At 65.7% G+C, this 14,614-nt stretch carries 12 protein-coding genes; 7 read left to right on the plus strand and 5 right to left on the minus strand.

The window, feature by feature from the left end:
* Positions 1-563: efflux RND transporter periplasmic adaptor subunit (locus tag B8115_RS10775; protein WP_010627809.1), on the plus strand; the 563-nt coding region annotated here is incomplete at its 5' end.
* Positions 560-3,562 (plus strand): efflux RND transporter permease subunit, encoded by a 3,003-nt coding sequence (locus tag B8115_RS10780; protein ID WP_010627810.1) that lies wholly within the window; start codon positions 560-562, stop codon positions 3,560-3,562. The genes B8115_RS10775 and B8115_RS10780, both read left to right, overlap by 4 nt.
* Here B8115_RS10780 and B8115_RS10785 read toward each other — a convergent pair.
* Positions 3,559-4,011, minus strand: a complete 453-nt coding sequence (locus B8115_RS10785) for an NUDIX domain-containing protein (RefSeq protein WP_010627811.1) — start codon at positions 4,009-4,011, stop codon at positions 3,559-3,561. The genes B8115_RS10780 and B8115_RS10785 overlap by 4 nt on opposite strands.
* Entirely contained in the window at positions 4,008-4,622 is a 615-nt protein-coding gene (locus tag B8115_RS10790) for a pseudouridine synthase (RefSeq protein WP_010627812.1), read from the minus strand. The genes B8115_RS10785 and B8115_RS10790 overlap by 4 nt, the downstream gene beginning before the upstream one ends.
* A gap of 284 nt (positions 4,623-4,906) precedes the next feature.
* Here B8115_RS10790 and B8115_RS10795 point away from each other — a divergent pair, with 284 nt between their 5' ends.
* The 4 genes from B8115_RS10795 to clpA all read left to right on the plus strand — a co-directional run bounded on the left by B8115_RS10795 (position 4,907) and on the right by clpA (position 11,485).
* Positions 4,907-7,144 (plus strand): NADP-dependent isocitrate dehydrogenase, encoded by a 2,238-nt coding sequence (locus B8115_RS10795; RefSeq protein WP_010627813.1) that lies wholly within the window; start codon positions 4,907-4,909, stop codon positions 7,142-7,144.
* Between the two features lie 143 nt (positions 7,145-7,287).
* Positions 7,288-8,544 (plus strand): NADP-dependent isocitrate dehydrogenase, encoded by a 1,257-nt coding sequence (gene icd / locus B8115_RS10800; RefSeq protein WP_010627814.1) that lies wholly within the window; start codon positions 7,288-7,290, stop codon positions 8,542-8,544.
* Between the two features lie 137 nt (positions 8,545-8,681).
* Complete coding sequence (gene clpS / locus B8115_RS10805) at positions 8,682-9,065, plus strand: ATP-dependent Clp protease adapter ClpS (protein ID WP_010627815.1); 384 nt, start codon at positions 8,682-8,684, stop codon at positions 9,063-9,065.
* A 143-nt stretch (positions 9,066-9,208) separates the two neighbouring features.
* Positions 9,209-11,485 (plus strand): ATP-dependent Clp protease ATP-binding subunit ClpA, encoded by a 2,277-nt coding sequence (clpA, locus tag B8115_RS10810; protein WP_010627816.1) that lies wholly within the window; start codon positions 9,209-9,211, stop codon positions 11,483-11,485.
* A gap of 93 nt (positions 11,486-11,578) precedes the next feature.
* Here clpA and infA read toward each other — a convergent pair whose 3' ends face one another.
* From infA to aat, 3 genes are all read right to left on the minus strand, one after another.
* Positions 11,579-11,797 (minus strand): translation initiation factor IF-1, encoded by a 219-nt coding sequence (gene infA / locus B8115_RS10815; protein WP_010627817.1) that lies wholly within the window; start codon positions 11,795-11,797, stop codon positions 11,579-11,581.
* Between the two features lie 171 nt (positions 11,798-11,968).
* Positions 11,969-12,718 (minus strand): arginyltransferase, encoded by a 750-nt coding sequence (locus B8115_RS10820; protein WP_010627818.1) that lies wholly within the window; start codon positions 12,716-12,718, stop codon positions 11,969-11,971.
* Positions 12,719-12,731: 13 nt separating this feature from the next.
* The gene (gene aat / locus B8115_RS10825; protein ID WP_010627819.1) at positions 12,732-13,475 is read right to left on the minus strand and encodes a leucyl/phenylalanyl-tRNA--protein transferase; all 744 of its coding nucleotides are present in this window, start codon (positions 13,473-13,475) and stop codon (positions 12,732-12,734) included.
* 204 nt (positions 13,476-13,679) lie between these two features.
* Between aat and B8115_RS10830 the strand changes: the two genes are divergently transcribed.
* Positions 13,680-14,614: DNA translocase FtsK 4TM domain-containing protein (locus B8115_RS10830; RefSeq protein ID WP_010627820.1), on the plus strand; the 935-nt coding region annotated here is incomplete at its 3' end.

The raw sequence follows: 14,614 nt of genomic DNA on the forward strand, positions 1-14,614 counted from the left end.
ATATCGCGAGGCTGCGCGCACCGTTCGCCGCCGAGGTGACCGATCTCGATGTCGAGCCCGGCGATTTCGTCGCGGCCGGCCAGCCGATCATGCAGCTGGCCGGGGTGGCCGAGCGTGAGGTGGCCATCCGCGTGCCGGCCAATCTCGCCGCGCAGCTGGAGCTCGGGCAGGCGGCAAGCGTCGCGCCGACGTTCGGCACTCAGCGCATTGCCGGGGAGATCGTCCATGTCGGGCGTGCGGGAGACAGCATGGCGCCGGCCATCGTCGCCATTCCCACCGACTCCGCCCCGGCGCTGGGCGAACCGGTGCGGGTCCAGCTCGAAATCGCCGCCCGAGCGGTCACGCGGGTACCGCTGGCGGCGGTGGTCGATCCCGCCGGCAGCGCGCCCTACGTGTTGGCCATCGACGATAACGACACCATTCGGCGCGCTCCCGTGACGCCGGGGCGTCTGGCCGGCGGCTGGGTGTCGGTCAACGGCGAGGGGTTGGCGCCGGGTGACCGAGTGGTAACGGCAGGGCAGGGGCGCCTGGAAGAGGGCATGCGGGTGAGGGTGTTGCCATGAGCTGGATGCTCGCCTCGCTGCGCTACAAACGCCTGATCCTGACCGTCACGCTGCTGCTGGCGCTACTGGGCCTGGCGGCCTGGGTGGCGATGGACCGTCAGGAGGATCCCTTCTTTCCCTATCGCTTTGGCCAAGTGCTGGTTCCCTATCCCGGCGCGGAGCCGGAACAGGTCGAGCGGCTGGTGCTCAACCCCCTCGAAGAGGAGCTGGCCCAGGTCGAGGAGGTCAACGACATCATCGGTACCGCGCGTCTCGGCGTGGCCCACGTCACCATCGAGATGCACGAGCACGTCTACGATACCGATGCCGCCTGGGAGCAGGTGCGTATCGCCGTGAACCGGGCCATGCGGCAGTTCCCCGACGGCGTGGGCGAGGCGGAGATCAGCGATCGTGACTCCGATACCCACGGCATCGTGCTGGCGGTGACCGGCTCGGACGATCTGCTCGAGCTGCGCGAGGCGGCCAAGCGCCTGCGCCGCGACCTGTTCCGGCTCAAGGAGGTTTCTCGCATCGACCTGCTCGCCGACCCGGGCCAACAGGTGGTGGTGGGTTGGGACGATACGCTGGCCGAGATGACCGGGCTCGACGCCCGGGCGCTCGGCGACCAGCTCGCCATGCGCAATCTGACCTCTTCCGGTGGCACGCTGGAGATGGCGGGGCGCTCCCTGGTGCTCGACCCGATCACCGAGTTCGGTTCGCTGGAGGAGCTCGCCGCCACCCCGATACGCACCCGGCAGGGCGACCTGGTGCCGCTCGGCGAGCTCACCGACGTCAGTCTGGCACCGCAGGAGCCCGCCACCGCTCGCATGTGGCACGACGGGCGCCCGGCGGTGGCGCTGGGGGTGGTGCTCGCCAACGACCGGGGCAACGCCGTGCGCTTCGGCAAGCAGCTGCGTGCGCTGGTGGATGAGCTGCGCCCCGCCTACGCTCCGCTCGCCATCGAGGAGACCTTCTATCAGCCGCACTGGGTCGAACGACGCCTGGCGGAGCTGGGCTTCTCGCTGCTGCTCGGGGTCGCCATTCTCGGCGTGCTACTGTTCCTGGCCATGGGGCTGCGGCTGGGGCTCGCGGTGATGGTGATCGTGCCGCTGGTGACCTTTTCCGCCCTGGCCCTGTACGCCATGGGCGGCGGCGTGCTGCACCAGATCGCCGTGGCTGGCATGGTGATCGCGCTGGGCATGCTGGTGGACAACGCCATCGTGATGGTCGAGAACATCCAGTACCACCGCGATCAGGGGCGTTCGGCCATGCAGGCCGTGACCCGCTCGGTGCGGGAGCTGGCCACGCCCCTGCTGGCGGCTACCGGCACCACGCTGGCCGCTTTCGTGCCGCTGCTGCTTTCCGGCGGCAACACCGCCGACTTCACCCGTGCCATTCCCATCATGGTGATGCTGACCCTGGCGGTGAGCTACGTCTACGCGGTGTTCGTCACGCCGGTGTTCGCCGCCGGCATCCTCAAGCCCCGGTTGGCGGTAGGCCGCGAGCGGCTGCAGGCCATCGGCCAGCGTGTCGGCCGGGTCGCCGTACGCTGGCCATTGGCGGTGCTGGCAGGGGCGGGCGTTCTGCTGGTGGCCGCCATCGCCATGCTGCCGCTGCTCGACCAGGACTTCTTCCCCGACACCGATCGCAACCAGCTCATCGTCGACCTCAATTTCCCCGAGGGCACCCACCTCGACTACACCGCCTATCAGGCCGAGGTGCTGGCCGCCGAGCTGGCCGTGCGTCCGACGGTGCAGGCGGTGCACCGTTTCGTCGGCTTCAGCGGTCCGCGCTTCTACTACAACCTGGTCGAGCAGCCGCGCCAGTCGCACCTGGCGCGGTTGGTGGTGGAGGCCGAAAGTGCCGATGACCTGTCCGCGCTGATGACCTGGGTGAGAGCCGTGGCGCCGGAGTGGCTGCCCGAGGCCGAGGTGGTGGCGCGCCGGCTGGGGCAGGGGCCGCCGCTGGAGGCGCCGGTGGAGATTCGCGTTTTCGCTGAGGATCGCACCGCCCTGGCCGACGCCGCCGGTGCGATTCTCAGCGTGGTGCGGGAGGCCGAGGGTGCCCGGGATGCACGGCATCGCCTGGGCGAGGGGCTGGCCACCCTGCGGGTCGAGACCGACGATGCCCGCGCCGCCGAGTACGGCCTCTCGCGACACGACGTGGCCATGGCTCTGGCCGGTGCCAGCCGCGGCATCGAGGTCAGCGCCTGGCGTGCCGGACGCGACCCGGCCCCGCTGCTGGTGCGTGCGCCGGAGGGCGAGCGTTTCTCCCTCGAGGGGCTCGAGGGGCTGCGTCTGACCGCGACCGACGGGCGTTCGCTGCCGCTGGGGGAGATCGCCAACCTGACGCCGGCCTGGCGTCCGGCGGTGATCCAGCATCGCGGCCTGCAGCGCATGACGGTGGTACTGGCGGAGGTGGCGGATGGCTGGACCTACGACGGCGTATTGGGCGACATCCTGCCGCGCCTGGAGGCGCTCGAGCTACCGCCCGGTGTCAGCTACAGCGTCGGCGGTGCGGCGGAGTCCGCCGGCGATGCCAATACCGCGCTGTTCCAGACGCTGCCGTTCGGTGGCCTGCTGCTGGTGGTCTTCTTGCTCGCCCAGTTCAACTCTTTCCGCCAGCTGTTCATCGTGCTGACCACGCTGCCGCTGGCGATCATCGGCGTGGTGCCGGGGCTTTGGCTGGCCGGCCAGCCGTTCGGCTTCACCGCCATTCTCGGTGTAGTGGCATTGGTCGGCATCGTGGTCAACAACGCCATCGTGCTGATCGACCTGATGAACGCCAACCGGCGCCAGGGCGAGTCGGTCAGCGAGGCCGTGGTCTCGGCGGTGGCCCGGCGCACGCGGCCGGTGCTGCTCACCACCGCCACCACCGTGGCCGGCCTGGTGCCGCTGACCCTGACCCAGTCGACGCTGTGGCCGCCGATGGCCTGGGCGATCATCTCGGGGCTGGTGGCCTCGACGCTGCTGACGCTGCTGGTGATCCCGGCGCTGTATCGGCTGCTGATGAGGGATTAGATCTCGTGTACCACATCCATGGGATAGAAGCGCGCAGCCAGGGCATCGCGAATGCGGCGCAGCACCAGGGGGCTGCGCATGCGCCCCTGGCGTTCTAGCTCCTCGACCTCGTCGAGGGTCAGCCAGTGTACGGCGACGATGGCGGGGTCGAGCGGGTTGCCCAGGTGGGCCAGCGCCATGCCGAAGAAGCCATGGCTGTGGAAGGTTTCGCCGCTTGGCGCCTGGTAGACGTAGAGACCGAGGTAGTCGGTGATGCCCACCTGCCAGGCGGTCTCCTCGCGCAGTTCGCGCAGGGCGGCCTCCTTCAGTCGCTCGCCGGGCTCCAGATGGCCGGCGGGCTGATTGAACAGGGTGACCTTGCTGCCTCGGGGGGCTTCTTCCACCATCAGAAAACGACCGGCGCGCTCCACGACGGTAGCCACGGTGACGTGCGGTTGCCAGCGGCTCATCGTTTCTCTCCTCTGCCTTTGCGGTGCGGCGGTCTTCGGGTCGTGTTGCGCGGGGCGTGCAGGGTCTCGCGGCGCCATTCCCCCGGCGCCAGCCCGTCCAGGCGCCAGGGGCCGATGGCCACGCGCACCAGGCGCAGGGTGGGGTGGCCGACATGGGCGGTCATGCGTCTGACCTGGCGGTTGCGGCCTTCGCTGATGGTCAGCTCCAGCCAGGTCGTCAGCGGATGCCGCTTCGGGTCCAGCGGCGGCGTGCGCTCGGCCAGGCCGCTGTGGGCCAGTCGCCGGACCTTGGCCGGGCGGGTCATGCCGTCGCTGAGCGCGACACCTTGACGCAGCGCGTCCAGTGCCGACTCGTCGGGGCTGCCTTCCACCTGCACGCGATAGGTCTTGGGCTGCTTGTGGCTCGGGTCGCTGATGCGCTGGATCAGCGCACCATCGCCGGTCAGCAGCAGCAATCCTTCTGAATCATAGTCCAGCCGTCCTGCAGCGTAGACGCCTGGCACCTTGATGATGTCCGCCAGTGTCGCACGCGGTGCTTCCCCCTTACCGCGACGATCGGTGAACTGGGAGAGCATGCGGTAGGGCTTGTGCAGGAGATAGATGGCGCTCATGGGGCAAAGCTTACCGGCAAGCGGGACGGGATGGGAGGGGGAAACGCGTCAGCCTTATTGACCATACGCCGAGGCGGACGGGCTGATATAATGCGCACGCTCGCCGGGAGCGCCCTCGTCGTTACGGGCCTGCCGTGACTCCGCCACCGGGTCGATGCCAAGCGCATCCCCCGCCAGATGAGAACCGTAGGTGGAGCACCCAGGGACCCCGTTTCAGGCATCGTGAGTGCGCGCAACCGTTCCAGTTATTTGCCACCGCAGCGACCAGAGAGATCAAAGCCACCATGTCAAAAACGCCGAAGATTATCTATACGTTCACCGACGAAGCGCCTGCGCTGGCGACCCATTCGCTGTTGCCGATCATCGACGCTTACACCGACGCCGCGGGTATCGAGGTGGAAACCCGGGACATCTCCCTGGCGGCTCGGATTCTCTCCCAGTTCCCCGATTACCTGACCGCCGAGCAGCGCGTCGAGGACCACCTCGCCGAACTGGGCGCTCTGGCCAAGACGCCGGAAGCCAACATCATCAAGCTGCCCAACATCAGTGCCTCCATGCCGCAGCTCAGGGCAGCGATCAAGGAGCTGCAGGGGCAGGGTTACAAGCTGCCGGAATATCCGGACGAGCCGAAGAACGACGAAGAGAAAGAGATCAAGGCGCGTTACGACAAGGTCAAGGGCAGTGCCGTCAACCCGGTGCTGCGCGAGGGTAACTCCGACCGCCGCGCACCCAAGGCGGTGAAGGAGTATGCCCGCAAGTATCCGCACTCCATGGGTGAGTGGAGCCAGGCTTCGCGCACTCACGTATCGCACATGCACGGCGGCGACTTCTACCACGGCGAGAAGTCGATGACGTTGGATCGCGCCCGCAATGTGAAGATGGAGCTGATCACCAAGAGCGGCGAGTCGCTGGTGCTCAAGCCCAAGGTCGCGCTGCTCGAAGGCGAGATCATCGACAGCATGTTCATGAGCAAGAAGGCGCTGTGCGAATTCTACGAGCGTGAGATCGAGGACGCGCGCAAGACCGGTGTGATGTTCTCCCTGCACGTCAAGGCCACGATGATGAAGGTCTCGCACCCGATCGTCTTCGGCCACTGCGTCAAGATCTTCTACAAGGATGCCTTCGAGAAGCACGGCGCGCTGTTCGATGAGCTGGGTGTCGACGTCAACAACGGCATGGTGAACCTCTACGACAAGCTCGACACCCTGCCCGAATCCCAGCGTGAGGAGGTCATCCGCGACCTGCACGCCTGCCACGACCAGCGTCCTGAGCTGGCCATGGTGGACTCGGCCCGTGGCATCACCAACTTCCACTCGCCCAGCGACGTGATCGTCGACGCTTCGATGCCCGCCATGATCCGCGCCGGCGGCCAGATGTACGGCGCCGATGGCCGCATGAAGGACGTCAAGGCGGTGATCCCGGAGTCCACCTTCGCCCGCATTTATCAGGAGATGATCAACTTCTGCAAATGGCATGGCGCCTTCGACCCGGCCACCATGGGCACCGTGCCCAACGTCGGCCTGATGGCGCAGAAGGCGGAGGAGTACGGCTCCCACGACAAGACCTTCGAGGTGCCGGCGGACGGCGTCGCCAACATCACCGACCTGGAGACCGGCGAGGTGCTGCTGTCCCAGAACGTTGAAAAGGGCGATATCTGGCGGATGTGTCAGGTCAAGGACGAGCCGATCCGCGACTGGGTCAAGCTGGCCGTGGAGCGCTGCCGCGATTCCGGCATGCCGGCGGTGTTCTGGCTCGACCCCTACCGCCCGCACGAGAACGAGCTGATCAAGAAGGTGAAGACCTACCTCGAGGATCACGACACCAGCGGTCTCGACATCCAGATCATGTCCCAGGTTCGGGCCATGCGCTATACCCTGGAACGCGTGATCCGTGGCCTCGACACCATCTCGGTGACCGGCAACATCCTGCGTGACTATCTCACCGACCTGTTCCCGATCATGGAGCTGGGCACCAGCGCCAAGATGCTCTCCATCGTGCCGCTGATGGCCGGTGGCGGCATGTTCGAGACCGGCGCCGGCGGCTCGGCACCCAAGCACGTGCAGCAGCTGCTCGAGGAAAACCACCTGCGCTGGGACAGCCTCGGCGAGTTCCTCGCGCTGACCGCCTCCCTGGAGCATCTCGCCAAGCGCTTCGGCAACTACCGCGCCGCGCTGCTGGCGGATGCGCTGGACAAGGCCGTCGGCCAGTTCCTGGAGCACAACAAGTCGCCATCGCGCAAGGTAGGGGAACTGGACAACCGGGGTAGCCACTTCTACCTGGCCCTGTACTGGGCTCAGGCACTGGCTGCCCAGGACCAGGACGCCAAGCTCAAGGCGCTGTTCGCACGCCTGGCCGAGACCCTGGAAGCCAACGAGGCGACCATCCTCGAGGAGCTCAATGGCGTGCAGGGCCAGCCGGTGGACATCGGCGGCTACTACCATGCCGACGCTGAGCTGGCACGGGCGGCCATGCGACCGAGCAAGACCTTGAACGAGGCCCTGGCGCTGGTGGCCAAGGGCTGATGTCCCGCTAGTACCTTCAGGCTCTACCCAACGACCCCCATCCGCCCACCGGCGGGTGGGGGTCCTTAGGTCATATGGGCCGGTTGGGATGGACGATGCTATACTCCGCGCTCCACTGAACATACCAGACAGGGGAGTTCTCAATGGGGTATCAGAAAATTGTCGTCCCTGAAGGCGGCGAGAAGATTACCGTCAACGCCGACAACACCCTGAACGTACCGAACAATCCGATCATCCCGTTCATCGAGGGTGATGGCATCGGTGTCGACGTCACTCCGGCGATGAAGATTGCCATCGACGCTGCCGTGCAGAAGGCCTACAACGGCGAGCGTAAGATCCACTGGATGGAAGTCTACGCCGGCGAGAAGGCCACCCAGGTCTACGACGCCGATACCTGGCTGCCGGAAGAGACCCTGGAGGCCGTCCAGGAGTACGTCGTCTCCATCAAGGGTCCGCTGACCACGCCCGTGGGCGGTGGCATCCGCTCGCTGAACGTGGCCCTGCGTCAGAAGCTCGATCTCTACGTCTGTCTGCGTCCGGTGCGCTGGTTCGAAGGCGTGCCGAGCCCGGTGAAGAAGCCTGCCGACGTCGACATGGTGATCTTCCGCGAGAACTCCGAGGACATCTACGCCGGTATCGAATGGAAGGCCGGCACCCCGGAAGCCGACAAGGTGATCAAGTTCCTGCGCGAGGAGATGGGTGTCACCAACATTCGTTTCCCCGAGAACTGCGGCATCGGCGTCAAGCCGGTCTCCGAGGAAGGTACCAAGCGTCTGGTGCGTCAGGCTCTGCAGTACACCGTGGACAATGACCGTGAGTCGCTGACCCTGGTGCACAAGGGCAACATCATGAAGTTCACCGAGGGCTCCTTCAAGGACTGGGGCTACGAAGTCGCCAAGCAGGAGTTCGGTGCCGAGCTGCTCGACGGCGGTCCGTGGATGCAGTTCAAGAATCCCAAGACCGGCAAGAACATCGTGGTCAAGGATGTCATCGCCGACGCCATGTTGCAGCAGATCCTGCTGCGTCCGGCCGAGTACGACGTCATCGCCACCCTGAACCTCAATGGCGACTACCTCTCCGACGCCCTGGCGGCGGAAGTGGGCGGTATCGGCATTGCGCCGGGTGCCAATCTGGCCGACGCCGTGGCCATGTTCGAGGCCACGCACGGCACCGCGCCGAAGTACGCCGGCCAGGACAAGGTCAACCCCGGCTCGGTGATTCTCTCCGCCGAGATGATGCTGCGTCACATGGGCTGGGTGGAGGCTGCCGACCTGGTGCTCAAGGGCATGGAGAAGGCCATTGCCAAGGGCGAGGTCACTTATGACTTCCATCGCCTGATGGACAATGCCAAGCTGCTCAAGTGCTCCGAGTTCGGTCAGGCGGTCGCGGACAACATGTAAGCGGCTCGTCGACCCACCGGGCCCCCGTCCGCCTGGCGGACGGGGGCCTTTTACGTATCAAGCTGAACCCTGCCGGTCTGTTCTCGTCTAACCTGAGATGCCAGATGACCGGCTTGTCGAGATGGTGTGTGGCTTTTATGTTCGAGATTGAAGACCCGAGCGCATGGGAGTCGGTCGGTATCGTGGCAGGCATGACGCGACCGCCGCGTCCCGAAGAACAGGATGACGGCGATCTCGCCGTGCAGCCTGCCGACCCCGAGGTGGCGCGCCCGCCGATGTACAAGGTGGTGCTGCACAACGACGACTACACCCCCATGGAGTTCGTGGTGGAGGTGCTGCAGAGCTTCTTCCACATGGACAGCGAGACCGCCGTGCAGGTGATGCTCACGGTGCATACCCAAGGCAAGGCGACCTGCGGCATATTTACCCGCGACATCGCGGAAACCAAAAGTCATCAGGTCAATCAATATGCAAGAGAGTGTCAGCATCCGTTGCTCAGCGACATCGAGGCGACGGACTGACGACTCCCGGCCTGCTCGAGACGGGACAGGAATGGCAGTCGTTGAGTGAAGAGACTTGCAACGGCAGCGTTTGTGCCCGATGTTGAAGGTGCCGGACCACGAAAGATCCGATGCAAGCCCTAAGCGGCGAGAAGGGGACTGCCATGCTGAGCAAAGAACTTGAACTGACCCTGAACACGGCATTTACCGTGGCCCGCTCCAAGCGGCACGAGTTCATGACCGTGGAGCACCTGCTGCTGGCGCTGCTCGACAATGCCTCAGCGGCAGACGTGCTGCGAGCCTGTGGGGCCAACCTCGACAAGTTGCGGTCCGACCTGCAGGATTTCATCAATTCCACCACTCCGCTGATTCCCGAGGATCAGAGCGACCGCGAGACCCAGCCGACCCTGGGTTTTCAACGCGTGCTGCAGCGTGCCGTGTTCCACGTGCAGTCCTCCGGCAAGAGCGAAGTGACCGGGGCCAACGTACTGGTGGCCATCTTCTCCGAGCAGGAGAGCCAGGCGGTCTACTTCCTCAAGCAGCAAAACGTGGCCCGGGTCGATGCGGTGAATTACATCGCCCACGGAATTTCCAAGGTGGCGGGACACGGCCAGAATCCTTCGTCGTCGCCCAGCGATAGCGAAGAGGCCGAAGAGGGCGGCGGCGAGACCAGCGCCAACCCGCTGACCGGCTACGCCACCAACCTCAACGAGCAGGCGCGGATGGGCAAGATCGATCCGCTCATCGGGCGTGAGCACGAGCTCGAGCGGGTGATCCAGATCCTCGCCCGCCGGCGCAAGAACAACCCGCTGCTGGTGGGCGAGGCCGGCGTGGGCAAGACCGCCATCGCCGAGGGTCTGGCCAAGCGCATCGTCGAAGAGGACGTGCCCGAGGTCATCGGCGATGCCGTGGTCTACGCCCTCGACATGGGTGCCTTGCTGGCCGGCACCAAGTACCGTGGCGATTTCGAGAAGCGTCTGAAGAGCCTGTTGGCGGAGCTCAAGAAGCAGCCCAACTCGATCCTCTTCATCGACGAGATCCACACCGTGATCGGTGCCGGAGCGGCTTCCGGCGGGGTGATGGATGCCTCGAACCTGCTCAAGCCTCTGCTCTCCTCGGGTGAGCTGCGCTGTATCGGCTCCACCACCTTCCAGGAGTTCCGCGGCATCTTCGAGAAGGATCGGGCGCTGGCACGTCGTTTCCAGAAGGTCGACGTCATGGCCCCCTCGGTGGACGACACTATCCGCATCCTCAAGGGGCTGCGCTCGCGCTTCGAGGAGCACCATCGCCTCAAGTACACCGACGCGGCACTGGAGAGCGCGGCGCGCTTGGCGGATCGCTACATCAACGACCGCCATCTGCCCGACAAGGCCATCGACGTGATCGACGAGGCCGGTGCGCATCAGCGCCTGCTGCCGCCGGAGGTGCGGGTCGATACCATAGACGTGGACCAGGTCGAGGCCGTAGTGGCGTCGATCGCGCGGATTCCGCCCAAGAGTGTGTCCAGCTCCGACCGCAAGCTGCTCGAGAACCTGGACCGCGACCTGAAGATGCTGGTGTTCGGTCAGGACGAGGCCATCGACAGCCTCTCTGCCGCCATCAAACTGTCGCGGGCCGGTCTCAAGTCCCCCGACAAGCCGGTGGGCAGCTTCCTCTTCGCCGGCCCCACCGGGGTGGGCAAGACCGAAGTGGCGCGTCAATTGTCACGCATCATGGGCATCGAGCTGGTGCGTTTCGACATGTCGGAGTACATGGAGCGCCACACCGTGTCGCGGCTGATCGGTGCCCCCCCGGGCTACGTCGGTTACGACCAGGGCGGGTTGCTTACCGAGGCGATCACCAAGCAGCCGCACTGCGTGCTGTTGCTCGACGAGATCGAGAAGGCGCACCCGGAGGTCTTCAACCTGCTGCTGCAGGTAATGGACCACGGCCGGCTCACCGACAACAACGGGCGCGAGGCGGACTTCCGCCATGTGATCGTGATCATGACCTCGAATGCCGGTGCCGAGCAGCAGGCTCGCCGCTCCATCGGCTTCCAGAGCCAGGATCACTCCACCGATGCCATGGAGGTGATTCGCAAGACCTTCTCGCCGGAGTTCCGTAACCGCCTGGACGGCATCATCCAGTTCCACTCTCTGCCCACCTCGGTGGTGCGCAGCGTGGTGGACAAGTTCCTGGTGGAGCTGCAGGCGCAGCTCGACGAGAAGCGGGTACAGCTGGATGTGGACATCGCCGCCCGAGACTGGCTGGCCGAGAAGGGCTACGACCCCAGCATGGGCGCAAGGCCCATGGCGAGGCTGATCCAGGAGAAACTCAAGAAGCCGTTGGCGGAGCTGATCCTGTTCGGGGAGCTATCCGAGCACGGGGGAGTGGTTCACGTCACGGTGGAGGATGGTGAGTTGCATCTCTCCACGGAGTCGGAAATGGCCGACGCGCCCTGAGCCCAGGGTGGTTTCGACCTCACACAGCGCCCTGTCTCCGGACGGGGCGTTGTCGTGTCGAGGGCGGCGTCGCTGCCAGGCGCCCGCGTTCGCTCAGCGTGAGCGATAGACGATGCGGCCCTTGGTCAGGTCGTAGGGGGTCAGTTCGACCTTGACCTTGTCGCCGGTGAGAATGCGGATGTAGTTCTTGCGCATCTTGCCCGAGATGTGGGCGGTCACGACGTGGCCGTTTTCCAGCTCGACGCGAAAGGTGGTGTTGGGAAGGGTATCGACGACGACGCCTTCCATTTCGATATGGTCTTCACGTGCCATATAGGCGGTTCCTCGCTGATGACGATGTATGCATGACTTCGTATGCCATGAGCCCCAGGCGCCATGGCTACCGTACGACAGGGCGCCGAGCGCACCGATGAACGGCGCGCCCGTCCCTAGGATAGCGCGATATTGTGCCGCAAGCCGGGCGTCAAGGCAAAGCGGGCCGTGTCAGGGTGAGGACGAAGTGGGTAACAGGCGCCGCCAGTGCCGCCCTTCCAGTGCTTCCAGCGGGCGGTAGGCCTCTTTGTAGGCCATCTTGCGGCATTGGCGAATCCAGTAGCCCAGATAGACGTGGGGCAGCCCCTCGCGGTAGGCCAGATTCAACAGGCTCAGTACGGCGAAGGTCCCGAGCGAACGCCGGTCGTAGTCCGGGTCCGGGTCGAAGAAGGTGTAGATGGCGGAGAGGCCGTGCTCCAGGCGGTCGAAGGCCGACACGGCGATCAAGCGTCCATCCTGGCGGAACTCGAGCAGCCGCGAGTAGGGCTCGTCGAGGGTCAGGAAGGTGCGGTACTGCTCGCGACTGGGGGGGAACATGTCGCCATCCCAGTGGCGTACCTGGATGTAGCGCTCGTAGAGCGCGTAGTGCTCTACGTCGAACAGCGCCGGTCGCTCGACCAGCGACAAGTCCCCGTTGCGCCTGGCGACCCGCCGCTGGCTGCGGCTGGGCTGGAAGTCGTCGACCGGTATGCGCACCGAGACGCAGGCGCTGCAGCCCTCGCAGTGAGGGCGGTAGAGGTGCCGTCCGCTGCGACGAAAGCCGAGCAGGGCCAGCGAGTCGTAGATGCCCTGCCCATGCGACTCCTGGGGATCGAGAAACAGGGTCGTGGCTTCGTGCCCTTCCAGATAGCTGCAGGCGTGCGGTACGGTCAGGAAGAAGCGCAGATCCCTTATCGGATGACGAGGCGCATTGCTGCTCACGGGGGTCGCCTCCTTAAGTGAGTGCCGTCAGGGGTTCGACGCGGGATGAGTCATCGGGTAGCCCCCAGCAGGGCAGGGGATATTGGCTATCCTTATGTTCCGACGTCGCCAGACATGATTCAAGATAGTTGATGAACTCGGTGCGAGCGATGTCGCGTGCGCCCAGGCTGGCGAGGTGGCGGGTATGCATCTGGCAGTCGATCAGGCGCCCGCCGCCCGCGCGCATGACGCGTACCAGATGCACGAGGGCGATCTTGGAGGCATCGTTGGCCCGCGAGAACATCGACTCGCCGAAGAATACCGGTCCCATGGCCACGCCGTAGAGCCCGCCGACCAGCTCGGCTCCGCGCCACACCTCTACCGAGCGGGCATAGCCGAGGCGATGCAACGTCACGTAGGCGGCATGCATCTCCTCGGTGATCCAGGTGCCCGGCTGGCCTTGGCGGGGCTCGGCGCAGGCTCTGACGACGGCCGCGAAGGCGCGATCGAAGGTGACCCGAAGGCCGCCGTTGCGTAGCCGCTTGTCCAGGCTGCGAGCGATGCGCAGTTCGTCGGGGAACAGCACCATGCGCGGGTTCGGGCACCACCACAGGATGGGTTGGTCATCGCTGTACCAGGGAAAGATGCCGTGCCGGTAGGCCGCCAACAGCCACTCGGGCGTGAGTTCGCCGCCCGCTGCCAGCAAGCCTTCCGGGTCACGCAACGCGCGCGAAACGGGAGGAAAACGCACGGGACGCGCGGGAAGCCAGGACAGCATCGAAGGGCGCTCCTCGTCAGCAGGAATACCTCTAGTCTGACGCCGCAGCCGATTTGGCTCAAGCGACCTGCGTGACCACTGTGCCGAGGCCTGTACTCCCGGTATGATGGCGGCTGAATTCAATCTGCTTCGTGCAAGTCGAGAAAGGCACCGTTGCCGTAACGGTGCGAGGGGGTTGGCGAGTTGAGTGCAAAGGAAAGAGGCGTGCCGCGGCGCGCAACGGAGGAGAGCCCCCAGCAGCCGACCACACGCCTGGCAATTCACCTGCAGGGCGTGGCCCGGGAAGGGGCAATCATTCTTCTGCTGGCTGCCTGCGTGTTTCTGCTGCTGGCGCTGTTCAGCTATCAGGGCACCGACCCCGGCTGGTCGCGTCGCGGCCCGGAAACCGAGGTTGGTAACTGGATGGGGCCTTTCGGTGCCTGGCTGGCCGACGTGCTGTATTCCTTGTTCGGCGCCAGTGCGCTGTGGTGGCCCGGCATGCTGGGCTTTGCCGGCTGGTGGCTGATTCGCCATCGCCGCGTGCAGATCGAATGGGACGCCACGGCCGTTGCCGTTCGCCTGGGTGGCCTGGTGCTGCTGCTGCTGGGCACCACCACGCTGGGGGCGCTGCATTTCTACAGCCCGAACAGCGTGCTGCCCTATGCCTCGGGCGGCATCCTGGGCGAGGGGCTGGTGGGCGCGCTGGTGCCGTTGGTCGACTCGGGTGGCACCGGCCTGCTGGCGGTGGCGGCCATGCTGTGTGGCTTCCCGCTCTTCACCGGGCTCTCCTGGCTGGCCGTCATGGATGAGCTCGGCTATCGCTTCCTGCGCCTGTGGCGCTGGGCGGCTTCTCCGTTCGGTTTGGTGCGCGAGCGGCATGAACCGCACTGGCGCGAGGGCGATGACCAGGAGCAGAACGAGACGGAACACGACGCTGAGGCAGCAGCCGAGCCGGCGCCGCGGCGTTGGCGGTTTTGGCAGCGGCGTCGCGGCGGAGCCGATGCCGAGGTGCCTTCGCTGCGTGAACCGGGGCTCGAGCCCACCTTCGGTGACGACGGCGATACCGATATTCCCTGGGAAGTGCCCGAGCGTACGCCTTCGGCGAAGCGGCCGGATGCCGCCTATACGGCCCGTCGTGACGACGTGGCCGCCGGGGCGCG

Source organism: Halomonas sp. KM-1, assembly GCF_000246875.1.
Taxonomy (GTDB): Bacteria; Pseudomonadota; Gammaproteobacteria; order Pseudomonadales; family Halomonadaceae; genus Halomonas; species Halomonas aerodenitrificans.

Bases quoted from the DNA above. Each gene is read 5' to 3' on its own strand.
- B8115_RS10785 (WP_010627811.1), bottom strand. From the start codon at position 4,011: ATGAGCCGCTGGCAACCGCACGTCACCGTGGCTACCGTCGTGGAGCGC.
- aat (WP_010627819.1), bottom strand. From the start codon at position 13,475: ATGCTGTCCTGGCTTCCCGCGCGTCCCGTGCGTTTTCCTCCCGTTTCG.
- B8115_RS10795 (WP_010627813.1), top strand. From the start codon at position 4,907: ATGTCAAAAACGCCGAAGATTATCTATACGTTCACCGACGAAGCGCCT.
- icd (WP_010627814.1), top strand. From the start codon at position 7,288: ATGGGGTATCAGAAAATTGTCGTCCCTGAAGGCGGCGAGAAGATTACC.
- B8115_RS10790 (WP_010627812.1), bottom strand. From the start codon at position 4,622: ATGAGCGCCATCTATCTCCTGCACAAGCCCTACCGCATGCTCTCCCAG.
- B8115_RS10780 (WP_010627810.1), top strand. From the start codon at position 560: ATGAGCTGGATGCTCGCCTCGCTGCGCTACAAACGCCTGATCCTGACC.
- infA (WP_010627817.1), bottom strand. From the start codon at position 11,797: ATGGCACGTGAAGACCATATCGAAATGGAAGGCGTCGTCGTCGATACC.
- clpS (WP_010627815.1), top strand. From the start codon at position 8,682: ATGTTCGAGATTGAAGACCCGAGCGCATGGGAGTCGGTCGGTATCGTG.
- clpA (WP_010627816.1), top strand. From the start codon at position 9,209: ATGCTGAGCAAAGAACTTGAACTGACCCTGAACACGGCATTTACCGTG.